Genomic DNA, 14,555 nt, shown 5'->3' with positions numbered 1-14,555 from the left:
CGTCACCTGCCGGTGGTGGTCGGGGCGGGGGTGGTGGCCGCCGTGGACGGCGTCACGGGAGAGTCCGAGGGCGCGGGTGACGCGGAGGGGGACGTCGGGCCGGGCGGGGAGGGCTGCCCGGTGGGCACCGGAACACTCGCCTCGGGTGCGGGAAGCGCGGTGGGGGTGGAGGGCTGCGCTGTGGCCCGTTCGGGCACTCCGCTGACCGTGCCGTCCGGGTTCAGGAAGGCGGGGCTGCCGCCGGGCACCATGCCGAGCTCCCTGGCCCGGCGTTCGAGCGCGTCCGGCTCGGAGTAACTGTCGACGTCCCGCTGGAGGGCCTGCTGCTCGTCGGTGAGCTCGGTGGTCTCGCGCTTGAGCTTGCTCAGCCTGAACGATCCTTCATTGAGCGCCGAGTTCAGCAGGAGGAGCGAGATCAGGCCACCCGCGAGGAGCAGCACGACCAGCAGGACGAAGGGGGTGCGGGCGGCGGTGCTCGGCCCCGACGGCATCAGCCGGGCGAGCCGGCCGGCCCTCCCCTTCGCCTGCTCGGCCGTCCTGGTCACCGGGTCTCCACCGTCCTCCTCGGCGTGCGGCCCGCAGGGCGGGGGGAGCTCATCGCTCCTCCTCGCGGATCCGCTGGGCGCCGCGCAGCCGGGCGGGGGCGGCACGCCGGTTCTCGGCGACCTCCTCCTCGGTGGGCAGTTCGGCACCGCGGGTCAGCAGCTTCAGCCGGGGCTGGTAGCGCTCGGGCACGACGGGCAGTCCGGGCGGCGCCGTGTTGGCCGCACCGGCCGCGAACACCTGCTTGACGAGACGGTCCTCGAGGGAGTGGTACGACAGGACGGCGATCCGGCCGCCGACGGCCAGACTCCGGACGGCGGCCGGAACGGCCCGTTCCAGGACGGTGAGTTCGCCGTTGACCTCGATGCGCAGCGCCTGGAAGGTGCGCTTGGCCGGATTGCCGCCGGTGCGCTTGGCCGCCTGCGGCAGGGAGTCGCGGATCAGCTCGACGAGGCGCGCGCTGTTGCTGAAGGGCTCCTTCTCGCGTTCGCGCACGACGGCCGAGACGATGCGCTTGGCCTGCTTCTCCTCGCCGTACGCGCGCAGGATCCGCACGAGTTCGCCCGGCGGGTAGGTGTTGAGCACCTCCGCCGCGCCGATGCCGGTCGTCTGGTCCATGCGCATGTCGAGCGGCGCGTCCTGCGCGTAGGCGAAGCCGCGGTCGGCCTCGTCCAGCTGCATGGAGGAGACGCCGAGGTCGAACAGCACGCCCTGGACCTTGGGGATCCCCAGCCGGTCGAGGACCTCGGGGAGTTCGTCGTAGACGGCGTGCACCAGGGTGGCGCGGTCGCCGTACGGTGCGAGGCGCTCGCCGGACAGCCTCAGCGCCTCCTTGTCGCGGTCCAGGGCGACCAGCCGGGCCGCGGGGAAGGCCGCGAGCAGCGCTTCGCTGTGGCCTCCGAGCCCGAGGGTGCAGTCGACGACGACCGGGGGCTGCGGTCCTGTCGCCTCCAGAGCCGGGGCCAGCAGGTCCAGGCATCGCTGGAGCATCACCGGGACGTGTCGGGTCTGGCTCAAAGCGCCCTCTCAGGCTCTGCCCCGTGTGGCCGTACATGCGGTCTGGTCCCCACCCGCCCGGAAGGGGAGGTCGGCCGGCGCCGGGGAAGAGGCGTCGGCCGGCCGACGGGCGGGAGAGGGCCGGGCCGCAGGTACGCCGCACATCACGGGGAACTCGAAACATGTACAAATATGCAGAATGTGCAGGCGTGTCGGTAACTTCGGGTCACTTTAGTCCACCCTGCCATTCGATCCATTCCCGATCAACGAACCGCGCTGCGCGTCGCAGCGCCCCGGCGGTGGTCGGGAACCTCACACGGCCGGCGGGGCGGATCGCAGGGCGTGTGGGTTACCTCACAACAAGCGACGTTGACGTTCTTTGTCCCCTTCCACAGCACGCTCCGAGCGGTCGCGAAGGTTAACGTCGTAGCCATGTCGACTTCTGCGCAGTCCTCCGCCGAGACCGATTCCCCCACCACCTCCGGTGCCGCCGGCGAAGGGACGGTCACCGACCGTCTGCTCGGCCTGAACACGCGGTACGCGGAGGCGTTCACCGATCCGGGCATGGACGCGCGCCCCGTACTGAAGGTCGCCGTCGTCGCCTGCATGGACGCCCGCCTCGACCTCCACCGGGCGCTCGGTCTGGAGCTCGGCGACTGCCACACCATCCGCAACGCGGGCGGCGTGGTCACCGACGACGTGCTCCGCTCCCTGACCATCAGCCAGCGGGCGCTCGGTACCCGCAGCGTCATCCTCATCCACCACACGAACTGCGGCATGGAGTCGCTCACCGAGGGATTCCGGCAGGAGCTGGAGCTCGAGGTCGGGCAGCGCCCGGCCTGGGCGGTGGAGGCCTACTCGGACGCCGACCAGGACGTCCGGCAGTCGATGCAGCGCGTGCGCACCTCGCCTTTCCTCCTGCACACGGACGACGTCCGCGGCTTCGTCTTCGACGTGACCACGGGCAAGCTGCGCGAAATCCTTCCCGCCGCCTGACGCACCCCCCGACATACGGACCACACCCGGCATTTCACGCTCACTTGCCGGGAGGCGAGTGACACGAAGCGGTAACGGCAACAAGAATGCGGGTGTGACGTCTCTCCGGGTCCTCCGGGGAGCGTCCGCATGTCGGGGCGGGCCGGCAGCTTCTGCGCGGGCCCGAGCACAAGGGGCCGAGGAGGGCCGGGTGACGACCTATGACGATCGAGCGAGCCTCACAGATCTGACCACCACAGCCGAGCGGGTACGCAGGTCGGTCGAGGGTGTGATCGAGGGCAAGCCCGAGGTCGTGCGGCTTTCGCTGACCGTACTGCTCGCGGAGGGGCACCTCCTGATCGAGGATGTGCCCGGCGTCGGCAAGACGATGCTGGCCAAGGCGCTGGCGCGGTCCATCGACTGTTCGGTGCGGCGCATCCAGTTCACGCCGGACCTGCTGCCCTCGGACATCACCGGGGTGTCGATCTTCGACCAGCAGCGACGGGACTTCGAGTTCAAGCCGGGTGCCATCTTCGCGCAGATCGTGATCGGCGACGAGATCAACCGCGCCTCGCCCAAGACCCAGTCGGCGCTGCTGGAGTCGATGGAGGAACGGCAGGTCACGATCGACGGGCAGACCTACGAACTGCCCGACCCCTTCATGGTGGTGGCCACGCAGAACCCGGTGGAGATGGAGGGCACCTATCCCCTCCCCGAGGCGCAGCGCGACCGGTTCATGGCCCGGGTGTCGATCGGGTACCCGAGCGCCGAGGCCGAGCTCCAGATGCTCGACGTCCACGGCGGGCCGTCACCGCTGGACGACCTCCGACCGGTGGCGCACGCCCACGACATCGTGAAGCTGATCGAAGCGGTGCGCACGGTCCACGTGGCGGAGGCCGTCCGCCGGTACGCGGTGGACCTGGTGTCCGCCACCCGTCAGCACCCTGACCTCAGGCTGGGCGCCTCGCCCCGCGCGACCCTCCACCTGCTGCGGGCCGCCAAGGCGTCGGCCGCGCTGAGCGGGCGGGACTACGCCCTGCCGGACGACGTCCAGGCGCTGGCGGTCGCGGTGCTGTCCCACCGGCTGCTTCCCACCGCGCAGGCGCAGCTCAACCGGCGCACGGCCGAGCAGGTCGTGACGGACATCATGCAGCGCACGCCGGTGCCGACCTCGGGCGGCGGGGTCTCCGCCCCCGCCCAGCCCCAGCACCGGCCCGCCGGCCCGGTGTACGGCCGGCAGCCCGGCGCCCGGCGCCTGTGATGACGGCCGGGTCGCCCGGCCCCGTGGACGACAGCGACGACAAGGGCGGCCTGCGGGCCGCTCTGGGCGGTCTGACGACACGCGGCCGGTCCTTCCTCGCCGCCGGTGTGGCGGCGGCGGTCTGCGCCTTCGTGCTGGGCCAGGGCGATCTGCTCCGGGTCGGGCTGCTGCTGGCGGTGCTGCCGCTGGTCTGCGTCACCGTCCTCTACCGCACCCGCTACCGGGTGGTCGGCAGCCGGCGGCTGTCGCCGTCGCGCGTGCCGGCGGGGGCGGAGGCGCGGGTCCACCTGCGCATGGACAACGTGTCCCGGCTGCACACGGGCCTGCTCATGCTCCAGGACCGCGTCCCGTACGTCCTCGGCCCCCGGCCCCGGTTCGTCCTGGACAGGGTGGAGCCGGGCGGCGTGCGGGAGGTGTCCTACCGGGTCCGCTCCGACCTGCGCGGACGCTATCCGCTGGGGCCCCTGCAGCTGCAGCTGAGCGATCCGTTCGGGATGTGCGAGCTGACGCGTTCCTTCAGCGCCTACGACACCCTCGTCGTCGTCCCGCGTACCGAGCCGCTTCCGCCGCTGCGGCTGGCCGGGGAGGCTTCGGGATACGGCGACGGCAGGCAGCGGTCCCTGGCGCTGGCGGGCGAGGACGACATCATCCCGCGCGGCTACCGCCACGGCGACGACCTGCGACGGGTGCACTGGCGCTCCACCGCGCGCCACGGCGAGCTGATGGTGCGTCGCGAGGAGCAGCCGCAGCGGGCGGGGTGCACGGTGCTGCTGGACACCCGGCGGATCGCCTACCAGGGCGGCGGGCCGGGTTCGGCCTTCGAGTGGGCGGTGTCCGGGGCGGCGTCCGCGCTGGTCCACATGCTGGAGCGGGGCTTCGCGGTCCGGCTGCTCACGGACGAGGGGAGCGCCGCGCCGGGCGGGGACACCGACGGCTTCCCGGGATCGATACACGAGTCCGCGGAGTCGGCTGGTCTGATGATGGACGCCCTCGCGGTCGTCGGTCATTCCGACGGCGGCGGGCTCTCCCGCGCGCACGACGTGCTGCGCGGCGGCGACGAGGGGCTGCTGGTGGCGTTCTTCGGTGATCTCGACGAGGAGCAGGCGGCGGTGGCGGCCAGGATGCGGCAGCGCAGCCGCGGGGCCGTCGCCTTCGTGCTGGACAGCGGTGACTGGACACGCGACGGGCGGACCGCGGCTCCCGCCGTGGGCTCCGAGCGCCTGCGGCTGCTGCGTGAGGCGGGCTGGACGGCGCTGCCGGTGCCCCCCGGTGCGGAACTCGCCCGGCTCTGGCAGCAGGCGGGCCAGGAGGGACCCGGCGTGCGGTCGTCCGCGGCCGGGACGACGACAGGGTTCTCCGGGGGTCGGTCATGAGCGGGCGTACCCGACTGGCGCTGTGCGCCTACGCGGCCACGATGATGGCCGCGGGAGCACTGCTGCCCCTGGTCGAGACCTCGGCCTGGGTGCTGCAGGCCGCGTTCCTGCTGGCCCTCCAGACCGGGGTGGGCGCGCTCGCCCGCCGGATGCGGACGGCTCGGGTCCTCACGGTCGCCCTCCAGGTGCTGGGCACGCTGCTGGCGCTGACCGTGGTCTTCGCGCGGGAGCACGCCTGGTTCGGCGTGCTGCCCGGCCCCCAGGCGGGCCGGTACCTCGCGGAGCTGCTGACGACAGGGGCCGACGACGTCGGCAGGTACGCCATTCCCGCGCCGGCGACGGAGGGCATCCGGCTGATGCTGATCGGCGGGGTGCTGCTGATCGGGCTCGCCGTGGACGTCCTCGCGGTGACCTTCCGCGCCGCCGCTCCGGCCGGTCTTCCGCTGCTCGCGCTCTACTCGGTCGCCGCGGGGCTCTCCGACGGCGGGGCGGGATGGCTCTGGTTCCTGCTCGCGGCGTGCGGCTATCTGGTCCTCCTGCTGGCCGAGGGCCGGGACCGGCTGTCCCGGTGGGGGCGCGTCTTCGGCGGGGTCTCCCGTACGTCGGGCGGTCTGGCGGCCGGCCTGGAGGGGTCCGGGCGGGCGTCGGCGTCGGTGCGTACGGGACGGCGCATCGGAGCCGTGGCGCTGGGCATCTCGCTCGCCGTTCCGGCGGCTCTGCCCGCTCTGGACGGCGGGCTGCTGGGCGGCACGGGCGGCGGGTCGGGCAAGGGGAGCGGCGGAGGCACGATCTCCGCGGTGAACCCGCTGGTCTCGCTGCAGAACAACCTGAACCAGCCGGAGAACCGGGAGGTGATGACGTACCGCACCGACTCCGGGAACCCGCAGGACTTCTATCTGCGCATCCTGGCCCTGGACCAGTTCGACGGCAGTGAGTGGCGTCCGTCGACCCGCAGGCTGCAGGACGTGCCCGACCGGCTGCCGCAGCCGGCCGGGCTGGGGGCGGACGTCTCCGTCACCGAGATCAGGACGAACATCTCGGCGTCCCGCTCCTACCAGCAGACCTACCTGCCGCTCCCCTACCCGGCGAGCGAGGTGGACATCCAGGGCCGCTGGCGCTACGAGCCCGAGGGACGCACCCTCGTCGGCGACGACGGCCAGACGACGCGCGGCGTCCGGTACGAGGTCAGCAGTCTGTCGGTGGAGCCGACGGCCGAGCAGCTCGCCGGGGCGAGGGCACCGCGTTCGGACCTGGCCCGTGAGTACACACGGGTGCCCCGGTCGCTGCCCGATGTGGTCGGACGGACCGCGCGGCAGGTGACCGAGGGCGCGTCGGACGACTACGAGCGGGCCGTGAAGCTGCAGGACTGGTTCGCCTCGGAGGGCGGTTTCCGCTACGACACGACGGTGACGTCGGGCACCGGTACGGCGGCGATCGAGCGGTTCCTGAAGGACAAGGAGGGGTTCTGCGTCCACTTCTCCTTCACGATGGCGGCGATGGCCAGGACCCTGGGCATTCCCGCACGGGTCGCGGTGGGGTTCACCCCGGGCACGGTCCAGGCGGACGGTTCGGTGTCGGTCGGGCTGCGCGACGCGCATGCCTGGCCCGAGCTGTACTTCGAGGGCGTGGGCTGGACCCGCTTCGAGCCGACGCCGTCCCGGGGCAGCACTCCGGCGTACACCCTGCCCGACACGCCCTCGCAGGACCCCAGCGATCCCGCGCTGCCCACGGACGGCGCCTCCGCGGCTCCCACGGCGGCTCCCTCCGCCACGGAGTCCTGCCCCGCGCAGATGCGCAGGCAGGGTGAGTGCGGCGCGTCCGCGGCTCCCGGCGCGGTGGGCTCCTCCGGTCCGGGGAACCCGGCGGGCAGGATCGCCCTGTGGGCGCTCGGCTCGCTGCTGGTCGTCGTACTCCCGCTGCTTCCCCTGCTCTGGCGGAGCCGGGTCCGCGCCCGGCGGCTCGGTTCCTCCGGCGGGCGGACCCCCGCGGACGCGGCGGCACGGGTGATGGCCGGCTGGCGGGAGATCACCGACACGGCCTGGGACCACGGCATCCCGCCGGACGAGTCGCAGACCCCGCGTAAGGCCGCGGCCCGTGTCGTGCGGCTGGGCGGCCTGCAGGGCACGGCTGCCGCCGCGATCCACCGGGTGGCGGGAGCGGTGGAGCGGGTGCTCTACGCACCCGAGCCGGGACCGGCGTCCGCGGCGGCCGAGGACGTGCACGCCGTGCGGGCCGGGTTGCGGGCATCGGCCGGCCGCTGGGGCAGGCTGCGGGCGACTCTCGCACCACGTTCGTCCGTTCGGGTGATCTGGGCGCTCTCGGAACGGCGGGCGGAACTCGGCCGCCGGTGGTCGGCCCGTGTGGGGCGCGAACGCTGGGCGGCCCGGCTCCGCCGCCCCTCGCGTCAGCAGGGCTGACCAACCGGGGTGCTCGTCCCGCCCGGGGGGTGTCCTCCGACCCGAGGACACCCCCGAGCCGCCCCGGGAACGCACGCGGGGGTCATGGACAGGCGTGAGGGGCGGTCGCTGTGAAGCGACCGCCCCTCAGGTGAGGTCCGGCATCGCGTCCCGGTGTGTGTCCGGTCCGCACCCGTGCCCCAGGGCCGGTGCGGTCACCGGCCGCCGGGACGCGGAAAGCTCACTGGCCCTGTTCGTCGCGGCGGCGCTGCCACCGCTGTTCGATCCGGTTCATCATCGACCGGCGCTGCCTGGGGTGTCGGCTTTCGCCCCCGCCCCCGCTCGCACTCCCCGCCGGTTGCTGCTCACCGGGCTTCGGCGCCTTGCGCCATCCGGTGACCGCCAGCACGGCGCAGCCCAGCATGACGAGGAAGCCCGCCACACTGACCCAGGTCTGCTGGAAAACCATTCCGGCCATGAGGAGCGCGATACCCACCAGAAAACCGGCCACCGCCTGGTAGACCCGTCGCCGGGTGTACCTGCGCAGCCCGCTTCCCTCAAGCGCTGTAGCGAACTTGGGATCTTCGGCGTACAGCGCTCGCTCCATCTGCTCGAGCATGCGCTGCTCGTGCTCCGAGAGCGGCACGGAGTCCTCCTCGTCGTCGGCCGCGGGGGCGACCGGTATGCGGCCCTTCCAGGATAGGCAGGGATTCGCCCCCGTGAAACCCGCCCTCTAGCCATAGCCAGTCCGGACCGCCATGTCGGCTCGGCTGCTGAGGCGTAGATTCCCCGACCTCCGATCCGTCATGCCGGATGGTGTCACCCGATCATACGGGGCTCGCGGCCCGATCGGGTGTTCCGGGCGGTACTCCGTCTGCAGCTGCGTTGCTGATCAGCCGGGCTCCCGTCGCTTTCCGGCCTCTGGTCCGACGGTGTCACCGTCCGGTCAGGCGCGCTTCTCTCCCAGAACGTGCAGCTGGGTCGCCACGGAGTGGAAGGCCGGCAGTTCCGCGACGGCCGCCTCGAGCCTGAGGAGCTCCTCCATCGCACCCGGCTCGGTGTCCACGAGAACGCCCGGCACCAGGTCGGCGAAGACCCGTACGCCATGGACCGCGCCGACCTCGACGCCCGCCGCGTCGACGAGTCCGGTGAGCTGGTCGGCGGTGAACCTGCGGGGCACGGGGTCCCCGGCGCCCCAGCGCCCGTCGGGGTCCGTCAGGGCTTGCCGGGCCTCGGCGAAGTGTCCCGCGAGCGCCCTGGCCAGGACGGCTCCGCCGAGGCCTGCGCCGAGGAGGCTGAGCGCCCCGGACGGGCGGAGCGCGTCGACCGCGTTGCGCACGCCTTCGGCGGGGTCGTCCACGTACTCCAGGACGCCGTGGCACAGGACCGCGTCGTATCCGGCGCGGTCCACCACCTCGAACAGGCCGAGGATGTCGCCCTGGACACCGCGGACCCGGTCGGCCACGCCGGCCTCGTCCGCACGGCGCTCCAGCGCGAACAGGGCGTTCGGGCTGGGGTCGACGACGGTGACGCGGTGGCCGAGCCGGGCGACGGGCACGGCGAAGTTGCCGGTGCCGCCGCCGGTGTCGAGCACGTCCAGCGCTTCCCTGCCGGTGGCCTTGACCCGGCGCTCGAGGGCGTCCTTGAGGACCTCCCAGACCACGGTGGTACGGAGGGAGGCGCGGGGGCGCAGCTGGTCCGACACGGCAGTTGACTCCTCGGCACGGTGCCGCCGCGGACGGCGGAGCGTGAACGGTGCAGGTGGTACGGGTGCTCTCCACCTTATTGCCTCGCGCCGCCCGCGCGGTCACTCCGCCTCGGGCCGCTGTCCGGGGCCGTCCTTCCTGGGCTGCGGGAGGACCGGCTGGAGGACGAGCAGCCGCTCGACCAGGCGCAGGAACATGGCCGCGTCACGCAGCAGGTCGTCGGCGTCGCGGCTGCCGGCCGCGCCGGGTATCCCCGCCTCCGCGCGCGCCCTGCGCGCGGCACCGGACGCGAACAGGGCGCTCCACTCGGCGAGTTCGGGCGCGATGTCGGGGAGAACCTCCCAGGCACTCCGGATGCGTTCGCGGCGGCGTCCGCCGGTCTCGGGACGGCCGCGGGCGGCGAGCACGGCGGCGGCGGTGCGCAGAGCGGCGAGGTGGGCGGTGGCGTACCGCTCGTTGGGCACGTCGAGCCCGGCGGCCTCCTCCAGGCCCGCGTGGGCCTGGGCGAGCAGGTCGAGGGCGGCGGGCGGCGCGGTGGTGCGGCGCAGCACGGGGTGCACGTCGGTTGCCGGTCCGGTCAGTGAGGGGGCAGGGCTGACTGCGCGGCGCCGCGGGGCGGCGGCTGCGGACGAGCTGGCCATGACGAACCTCCTGTCGTCGTGTGACGGCTCGGTGGCCGTCTGTGTCCATCGTGACGGTCGGCACTGACAATCCCTCAGAAACGCCGCTGACCAGGCACTTTGCTTCGAGCGCGAGTTCGGGGGTAGTTTTTTGCACTGACCAGTCAGTTCAAATGATGGGGGTGGGGTCGTGGAGAGCCCGCACGGGGCGGCACTGAGCACCGAGGACTTCGGGCTGAAGGGTCCGCGCGGCTGGGCCTTCCGGGGCGTGGAATTCACCGCCCCTCCGGGATCGCTCGTCGCGGTCGAGGGCCCGTCCGGTTCGGGGCGCACCTGCCTGCTGCTCGCGCTCACCGGCCGGATGCGGTCCACCCGGGGCCACGCCGAGGTGGGCGGCGAGCGTCTGCCCGGACGGCTCGCCGCGGTTCGCGGATTCAGCGCGCTGGGTCCGGTCCCCGGGGTGAGTGAGCTGGACCCGTCCCTCACCGTCGCCGAGCACCTGCGGGAACGGGCCCTGCTGCGCCGCCGTTTCGACGGATCGCTGCGCTCCCTGCTGCGCCCCCGCGCGGAACGCGCGGCGACGGCCCGGGACACGATCGACGCCGCCCTCTCGGACGCGGGGCTCGACCTCGCGACGCTCCCCAAGGCCGAACGCACCTCCGTGCGGGACCTGGAGCGCCTGGAGGCCCTGCGCCTGTCCGTCTCCCTCGCCCTGATGGGCCGTCCCCGCCTCCTGGCCGTGGACGACACCGACCTCAAACTCTCCGCCACCGACCGCGCCCTGGCCTGGGAGCTGCTGCGCACCCTCTCGGCCGGCGGGACCACGGTGCTCGCCGTGTGCAGCGAGGCACCTGAGGACGCGCTCACGGTGCGGACCCGCCCGGCGCCCGGGACCGACGCGCCCGACGACGACACGACGACCGGGAAGGACACGGCAGATGCGATCACCGAGACTGGCAGCGCTTGAGCTGCGGCGGTTCGGCAGGGGCAGGATGCCCCGCGCCGCCCTCGTGGCACTCCTCCTGCTGCCCCTGCTGTACGGAGCGCTCTACCTCTGGTCGTTCTGGGACCCGTACGGGCGTCTCGACCGCATACCCGTGGCGCTCGTCAACGAGGACAAGGGCGCGAGCGCCGAGGGCGAACACCTCGCGGCCGGTGACGAGATCACCGGCCGGCTGCTCGACTCCAAGGTCTTCGACTGGCACGAGGTCGGCTCCGCCGAGGCCGAACGGGGCGTCGAGGACGGTACGTACTACCTCTCGCTGACCATGCCGTCCGACTTCAGCGAGCGGATCGCCTCGAGTGCCGGGGACTCCCCCGGCACCGGCGCCCTGCGGGTGCGCACGAACGACGCGAACAACTACATCGTCGGGCAGATCTCCCGGACGGTCTTCGCCGAGGTCCGCAGTGCCGCGTCGGCCAAGGCCTCACGCGGTTTCCTGGACCGGATCTTCATCGACTTCTCGGGCCTGCACGACGCGACCGCGAAGGCGGCCAAGGGCGCCGACGACCTCGAGAGCGGCCTCACGAAGGCGAAGAAGGGCTCCAAGGACCTCGCTGACGGTCTGAAGGACGCCAGGTCGGGCAGCGGCGCCCTCTCCGCGGGTATCAAGAAGCTGAACAAGGGCGCGGGCGACCTGGAGACGGGCTCCCGACAGGTCGCGGGCGGCACGCAGCTGCTCGCCGACAAGGTCGGCGCGGTCGCCGAGGACGTGCGCCCCTTCCTGAAGGACAACGGGAAGGCCATCGGCGACACCGCCCGGCTGGTCGCCGACTCCTCCAAGGCCGTGCGGGACAACCTCGACCTGCTCGCCGAGGCGGCGCCCGTCGCCTCCGCCGCCGCCCACACGGCCTCGGACGACCTGACGGAGGTCTACCGCGTCCGGTGCGAGGAGCAGCCGCTTCCGGACCCGGGCGTCTGCCCGCAGCTGAAGCGCGCCAAGACCGCGGCGGAGGACGTCGCCGCGGTGTCCGACGACGTGGACGCGCTGGTGAAGAACCAGAACGGCGACCTGACGAAGCTCCGTACGCGGCTGACCGACCTGGAGAAGCAGGCCGACGCCCTGGCGAAGCGCTCACCGCGTCTGGACACCGATCTGGAGTCAGCAGTCTCGAAGATCAACGCGCTCAACAGCGGCGCGCACGAGGTCGCCAAGGGGGCCGACGCGCTCCACACCGGGCTCGGCACCGCGAGGACGGGGGCCGGGAACCTGGACACCGGCGTCAAGAAGCTCGACACGGGCGCCAAGGATCTCAAGAGCGGTCTGTACCGGCTGGGTGACGGCTCCGCGACCCTCGCCCAGGGGCTCAACGACGGAGTCGGCAAGATCCCCGACTACGACAAGGACGAGCGGGACGCGCGGACCGGCGTGATGGCGGACCCGGTGCAGCTCGCCTCCTCCTCCCTGCACGCGGCACCCAACTACGGCACCGGCTTCGCCCCGTACTTCATCCCGCTCTCGCTGTGGGTGGGCGCGATGGTGGCGTACATGCTGATCCAGCCCCTCAACCGGCGGGCCCTCGCGGCAGGGGCGCCCGCCTGGCGCATCGCCCTCGCGGGCTGGCTCCCGGTGGCCGCGATCGGCCTGCTGCAGGTCGCCGCACTGATGTCGGTGCTGCACTGGCAGCTCGGTCTGCAGATGACCCACGCAGCCGGGACGATCGGCTTCCTGGCCCTGGTGACCTGCTGCTTCGCCGCGATCGTGCAGTGGCTCAACGCCCGCTTCGGCGCCGCCGGCCGCATCCTCGTCCTGGCGGTGCTCATGCTCCAGCTGACCTCCGCCGGGGGCACCTACCCCGTCCAGACCAGCCCGGGCTTCTTCGGGGCGATCCACCCCTACCTGCCGATGACGTACGTCGTGGACGGGCTGCGCCGGCTGATCACGGGCGGCGGGCTCGGCCCGGTCTGGCAGGGCTGCGCCGTACTGCTCCTCTTCACAGCGGGCGCCCTGACGCTGACCGCGCTCTCCGCCCGCCGCAAACAGGTGTGGACCCTGGACCGGCTCCACCCGGAGCTGAGTCTGTGACCGCTCCCGCACCTGTGAGAATCGTGGCCATGGACAGCAGTAGCACCACACGCCGCCAGATCACCCGGCAGAAGCTCTACGAGGCGGCGGTGACCCTCATCGCGGAGAAGGGGTTCTCCGCGACGACGGTCGACGAGATCGCCGAACGCGCCGGGGTCGCCAAGGGCACGGTCTACTACAACTTCAAGAGCAAGACCGAGCTCTTCGAGGAGCTGCTGCGGCACGGGGTCGGACTGCTCACGCAGTCGCTGCGGTCCGCCGCCGACGCCACGGACGCACGCGGTGGCACCCGTGTGGAGGCGCTGGACGCGATGATCAGGGCCGGTCTGGTCTTCATCGACCGCTATCCGGCCTTCACCCAGCTGTACGTCGCCGAGCTCTGGCGCACCAACCGCGCCTGGCAGTCCACCCTCCTGGTGCTGCGTCAGGAGGCCGTCGCCGTCGTCGAGGGCGTCCTGCGGGAAGGGGTCGCGGGCGGCGAGCTCAGCGAGGAGATCGACATCCAGCTGACGGCGGCCGCCCTGGTGGGCATGGTCCTGGTGGCCGCCCTCGACTGGCAGGCGTTCCAGCCCGAGCGGACGATCGACGACGTGCACTCGGCCCTGTCCCTGCTGCTGCACGGCCGGGTCAGCGGACGATGAGGCCCTGAAGGCTCCGACGGCTGGGCGGCTGGACGGCCCCGACGGCCCGCGGACGGAGAAACGCCGGCCCGGTGGAATTCGATCCCCCCGAATTCCACCGGACCGGCGTCCGGTGCCGCCGCCGAGCCCTCCCCCGTGACCCCGTGTCCCCCGTGGTCCCGGAGCTCCGCGCCGTCTGCCCCGTCGCGTCCGGGGTGCCGCGCCGTACCGCCGCCCCGTGCCGGCGGTCCGGGCGCAGCGCCCCTTCCGTGGTCTCCACTCTTCCGTCCGCACAGGTGGGAGCCCATCCGCGCCCCTACTCATCTCCAGGACTAGGTAGGGATACTCAGGACTGCGCACAAGCCCCGTCCGGGTGCCCGCCGGACTGGCTACGATCACGTCCGTGTCCGTACTCCCCCTGGTGTTCACGAGCGGCTGGGCGAGCGGGATCAACGCCTACGCGGTGGTCCTGCTCCTCGGCCTGTTCGGCGCGACCGGTCTGACCGACGAGGTGCCCGAGTCGCTGCAGCGCACCGACGTGCTCGTGACCGCCGGGGTGCTGTTCCTGTTCGAGGCGGTGGCCGACAAGATCCCGTACGTGGACTCGGCCTGGGACGCGGCCCACACGGTGATCCGGCCCGTGGCCGGTGCGGTGGTCGCCGCGCTGCTGGCGGGCGGGAGCGGGTCGCTGCCGGAGCTCGCGGCGGGAGCCGTCGGCGGCTCGACCGCGCTGATGAGCCATCTGGTGAAGGCGGGCACCAGGATGGCGGTCAACACCTCGCCCGAGCCGTTCAGCAACGTCGGGGTCAGCGTCGCGGAGGACCTCGGTGTCGCGGGGATCCTCACCTTCGCCGTCTTCAACCCGGTGGCGGCGGCCGTGATCGCCGGGGTCCTGCTCCTGCTGGGCCTCGTGACGCTGCTCTTCCTGGCCTCCCGGATCCGGAGGTTCCTGCGGCGCCGGGCGCAGCGCCGGGAGGAGGGACGCCTGGCCGGGACGGGCGGGCACCGGCCGCGCGAATGAGCTGCCGACGGCACCCCG

General features: G+C 72.8%; 13 protein-coding genes. 8 read left to right on the top strand and 5 right to left on the bottom strand.

The genetic code is table 11. The features are described 5' to 3' along the window. Positions 1-2: 2 nt before the first annotated feature. Both ftsL and rsmH read right to left on the bottom strand, forming a co-directional pair. Complete coding sequence (gene ftsL / locus IA22_RS0104420; RefSeq protein WP_030122785.1) at positions 3-545, bottom strand: cell division protein FtsL; 543 nt, start codon at positions 543-545, stop codon at positions 3-5. A gap of 49 nt (positions 546-594) precedes the next feature. After that, a complete protein-coding gene (gene rsmH / locus IA22_RS0104415) occupies positions 595-1,560 on the bottom strand; it encodes a 16S rRNA (cytosine(1402)-N(4))-methyltransferase RsmH (RefSeq protein ID WP_014156740.1) in 966 nt (321 codons plus the stop codon). A gap of 411 nt (positions 1,561-1,971) precedes the next feature. Between rsmH and IA22_RS0104410 the strand changes: the two genes are divergently transcribed. The 4 genes from IA22_RS0104410 to IA22_RS0104395 all read left to right on the top strand — a co-directional run bounded on the left by IA22_RS0104410 (position 1,972) and on the right by IA22_RS0104395 (position 7,565). Further along, on the top strand, positions 1,972-2,535 hold the full coding sequence (locus tag IA22_RS0104410; RefSeq protein ID WP_015576831.1) for a beta-class carbonic anhydrase: 564 nt from the start codon (positions 1,972-1,974) through the stop codon (positions 2,533-2,535). Positions 2,536-2,725: 190 nt separating this feature from the next. Continuing rightward, positions 2,726-3,775 (top strand): AAA family ATPase, encoded by a 1,050-nt coding sequence (locus IA22_RS0104405; protein ID WP_014156738.1) that lies wholly within the window; start codon positions 2,726-2,728, stop codon positions 3,773-3,775. Further along, positions 3,775-5,148: a DUF58 domain-containing protein gene (locus IA22_RS0104400; protein WP_030122784.1), complete on the top strand. Its 1,374-nt coding sequence runs from the start codon at positions 3,775-3,777 to the stop codon at positions 5,146-5,148. The genes IA22_RS0104405 and IA22_RS0104400 overlap by 1 nt, the downstream gene beginning before the upstream one ends. Next, positions 5,145-7,565, top strand: a complete 2,421-nt coding sequence (locus tag IA22_RS0104395) for a transglutaminase TgpA family protein (RefSeq protein ID WP_030122783.1) — start codon at positions 5,145-5,147, stop codon at positions 7,563-7,565. The genes IA22_RS0104400 and IA22_RS0104395 overlap by 4 nt, the downstream gene beginning before the upstream one ends. Before the next feature lie 220 nt (positions 7,566-7,785). On the opposite strand, the gene IA22_RS0104390 is transcribed toward IA22_RS0104395, so the two are convergent. The 3 genes from IA22_RS0104390 to IA22_RS0104380 form a co-directional block, all read right to left on the bottom strand. Further along, the gene (locus tag IA22_RS0104390) at positions 7,786-8,190 is read right to left on the bottom strand and encodes a DUF3040 domain-containing protein (RefSeq protein ID WP_014156735.1); all 405 of its coding nucleotides are present in this window, start codon (positions 8,188-8,190) and stop codon (positions 7,786-7,788) included. Between the two features lie 300 nt (positions 8,191-8,490). Continuing rightward, complete coding sequence (locus tag IA22_RS0104385; protein ID WP_030122782.1) at positions 8,491-9,249, bottom strand: class I SAM-dependent methyltransferase; 759 nt, start codon at positions 9,247-9,249, stop codon at positions 8,491-8,493. 102 nt (positions 9,250-9,351) lie between these two features. Beyond that, positions 9,352-9,891: an SAV_6107 family HEPN domain-containing protein gene (locus IA22_RS0104380; RefSeq protein WP_014156733.1), complete on the bottom strand. Its 540-nt coding sequence runs from the start codon at positions 9,889-9,891 to the stop codon at positions 9,352-9,354. Between the two features lie 169 nt (positions 9,892-10,060). On the opposite strand from IA22_RS0104380, the gene IA22_RS0104375 reads away from it, so the two are divergent. From IA22_RS0104375 to IA22_RS0104360, 4 genes are all read left to right on the top strand, one after another. Beyond that, positions 10,061-10,837, top strand: coding sequence for an ATP-binding cassette domain-containing protein (locus IA22_RS0104375; protein ID WP_014156732.1), 777 nt, complete (start codon positions 10,061-10,063; stop codon positions 10,835-10,837). Beyond that, on the top strand, positions 10,809-12,896 hold the full coding sequence (locus tag IA22_RS0104370; RefSeq protein WP_030122781.1) for a YhgE/Pip family protein: 2,088 nt from the start codon (positions 10,809-10,811) through the stop codon (positions 12,894-12,896). The genes IA22_RS0104375 and IA22_RS0104370 overlap by 29 nt, the downstream gene beginning before the upstream one ends. A 29-nt stretch (positions 12,897-12,925) precedes the next feature. After that, positions 12,926-13,537 carry a TetR/AcrR family transcriptional regulator gene (locus IA22_RS0104365; protein WP_014156730.1) on the top strand — a complete coding sequence of 204 codons (612 nt, stop codon included), beginning with the start codon at positions 12,926-12,928 and terminating at the stop codon, positions 13,535-13,537. Positions 13,538-13,919: 382 nt separating this feature from the next. After that, positions 13,920-14,537 carry a DUF4126 domain-containing protein gene (locus IA22_RS0104360; protein WP_030122780.1) on the top strand — a complete coding sequence of 206 codons (618 nt, stop codon included), beginning with the start codon at positions 13,920-13,922 and terminating at the stop codon, positions 14,535-14,537. The last annotated feature ends 18 nt before the right edge of the window (positions 14,538-14,555 follow it).

It is taken from the genome of Kitasatospora papulosa, from assembly GCF_000717245.1.
Taxonomy (GTDB): Bacteria; Actinomycetota; Actinomycetes; order Streptomycetales; family Streptomycetaceae; genus Streptomyces; species Streptomyces papulosus.
Note: the sequence above shows the minus strand (reverse complement) of the source record. Positions and strands in the feature narration are given on the sequence as shown.

Coding starts and splice junctions, on each gene's coding strand:
- IA22_RS0104410 (WP_015576831.1), top strand. CDS start 1,972: ATGTCGACTTCTGCGCAGTCCTCCGCCGAGACCGATTCCCCCACCACC.
- IA22_RS0104400 (WP_030122784.1), top strand. CDS start 3,775: ATGACGGCCGGGTCGCCCGGCCCCGTGGACGACAGCGACGACAAGGGC.
- IA22_RS0104395 (WP_030122783.1), top strand. CDS start 5,145: ATGAGCGGGCGTACCCGACTGGCGCTGTGCGCCTACGCGGCCACGATG.
- IA22_RS0104380 (WP_014156733.1), bottom strand. CDS start 9,891: ATGGCCAGCTCGTCCGCAGCCGCCGCCCCGCGGCGCCGCGCAGTCAGC.
- IA22_RS0104370 (WP_030122781.1), top strand. CDS start 10,809: ATGCGATCACCGAGACTGGCAGCGCTTGAGCTGCGGCGGTTCGGCAGG.
- IA22_RS0104365 (WP_014156730.1), top strand. CDS start 12,926: ATGGACAGCAGTAGCACCACACGCCGCCAGATCACCCGGCAGAAGCTC.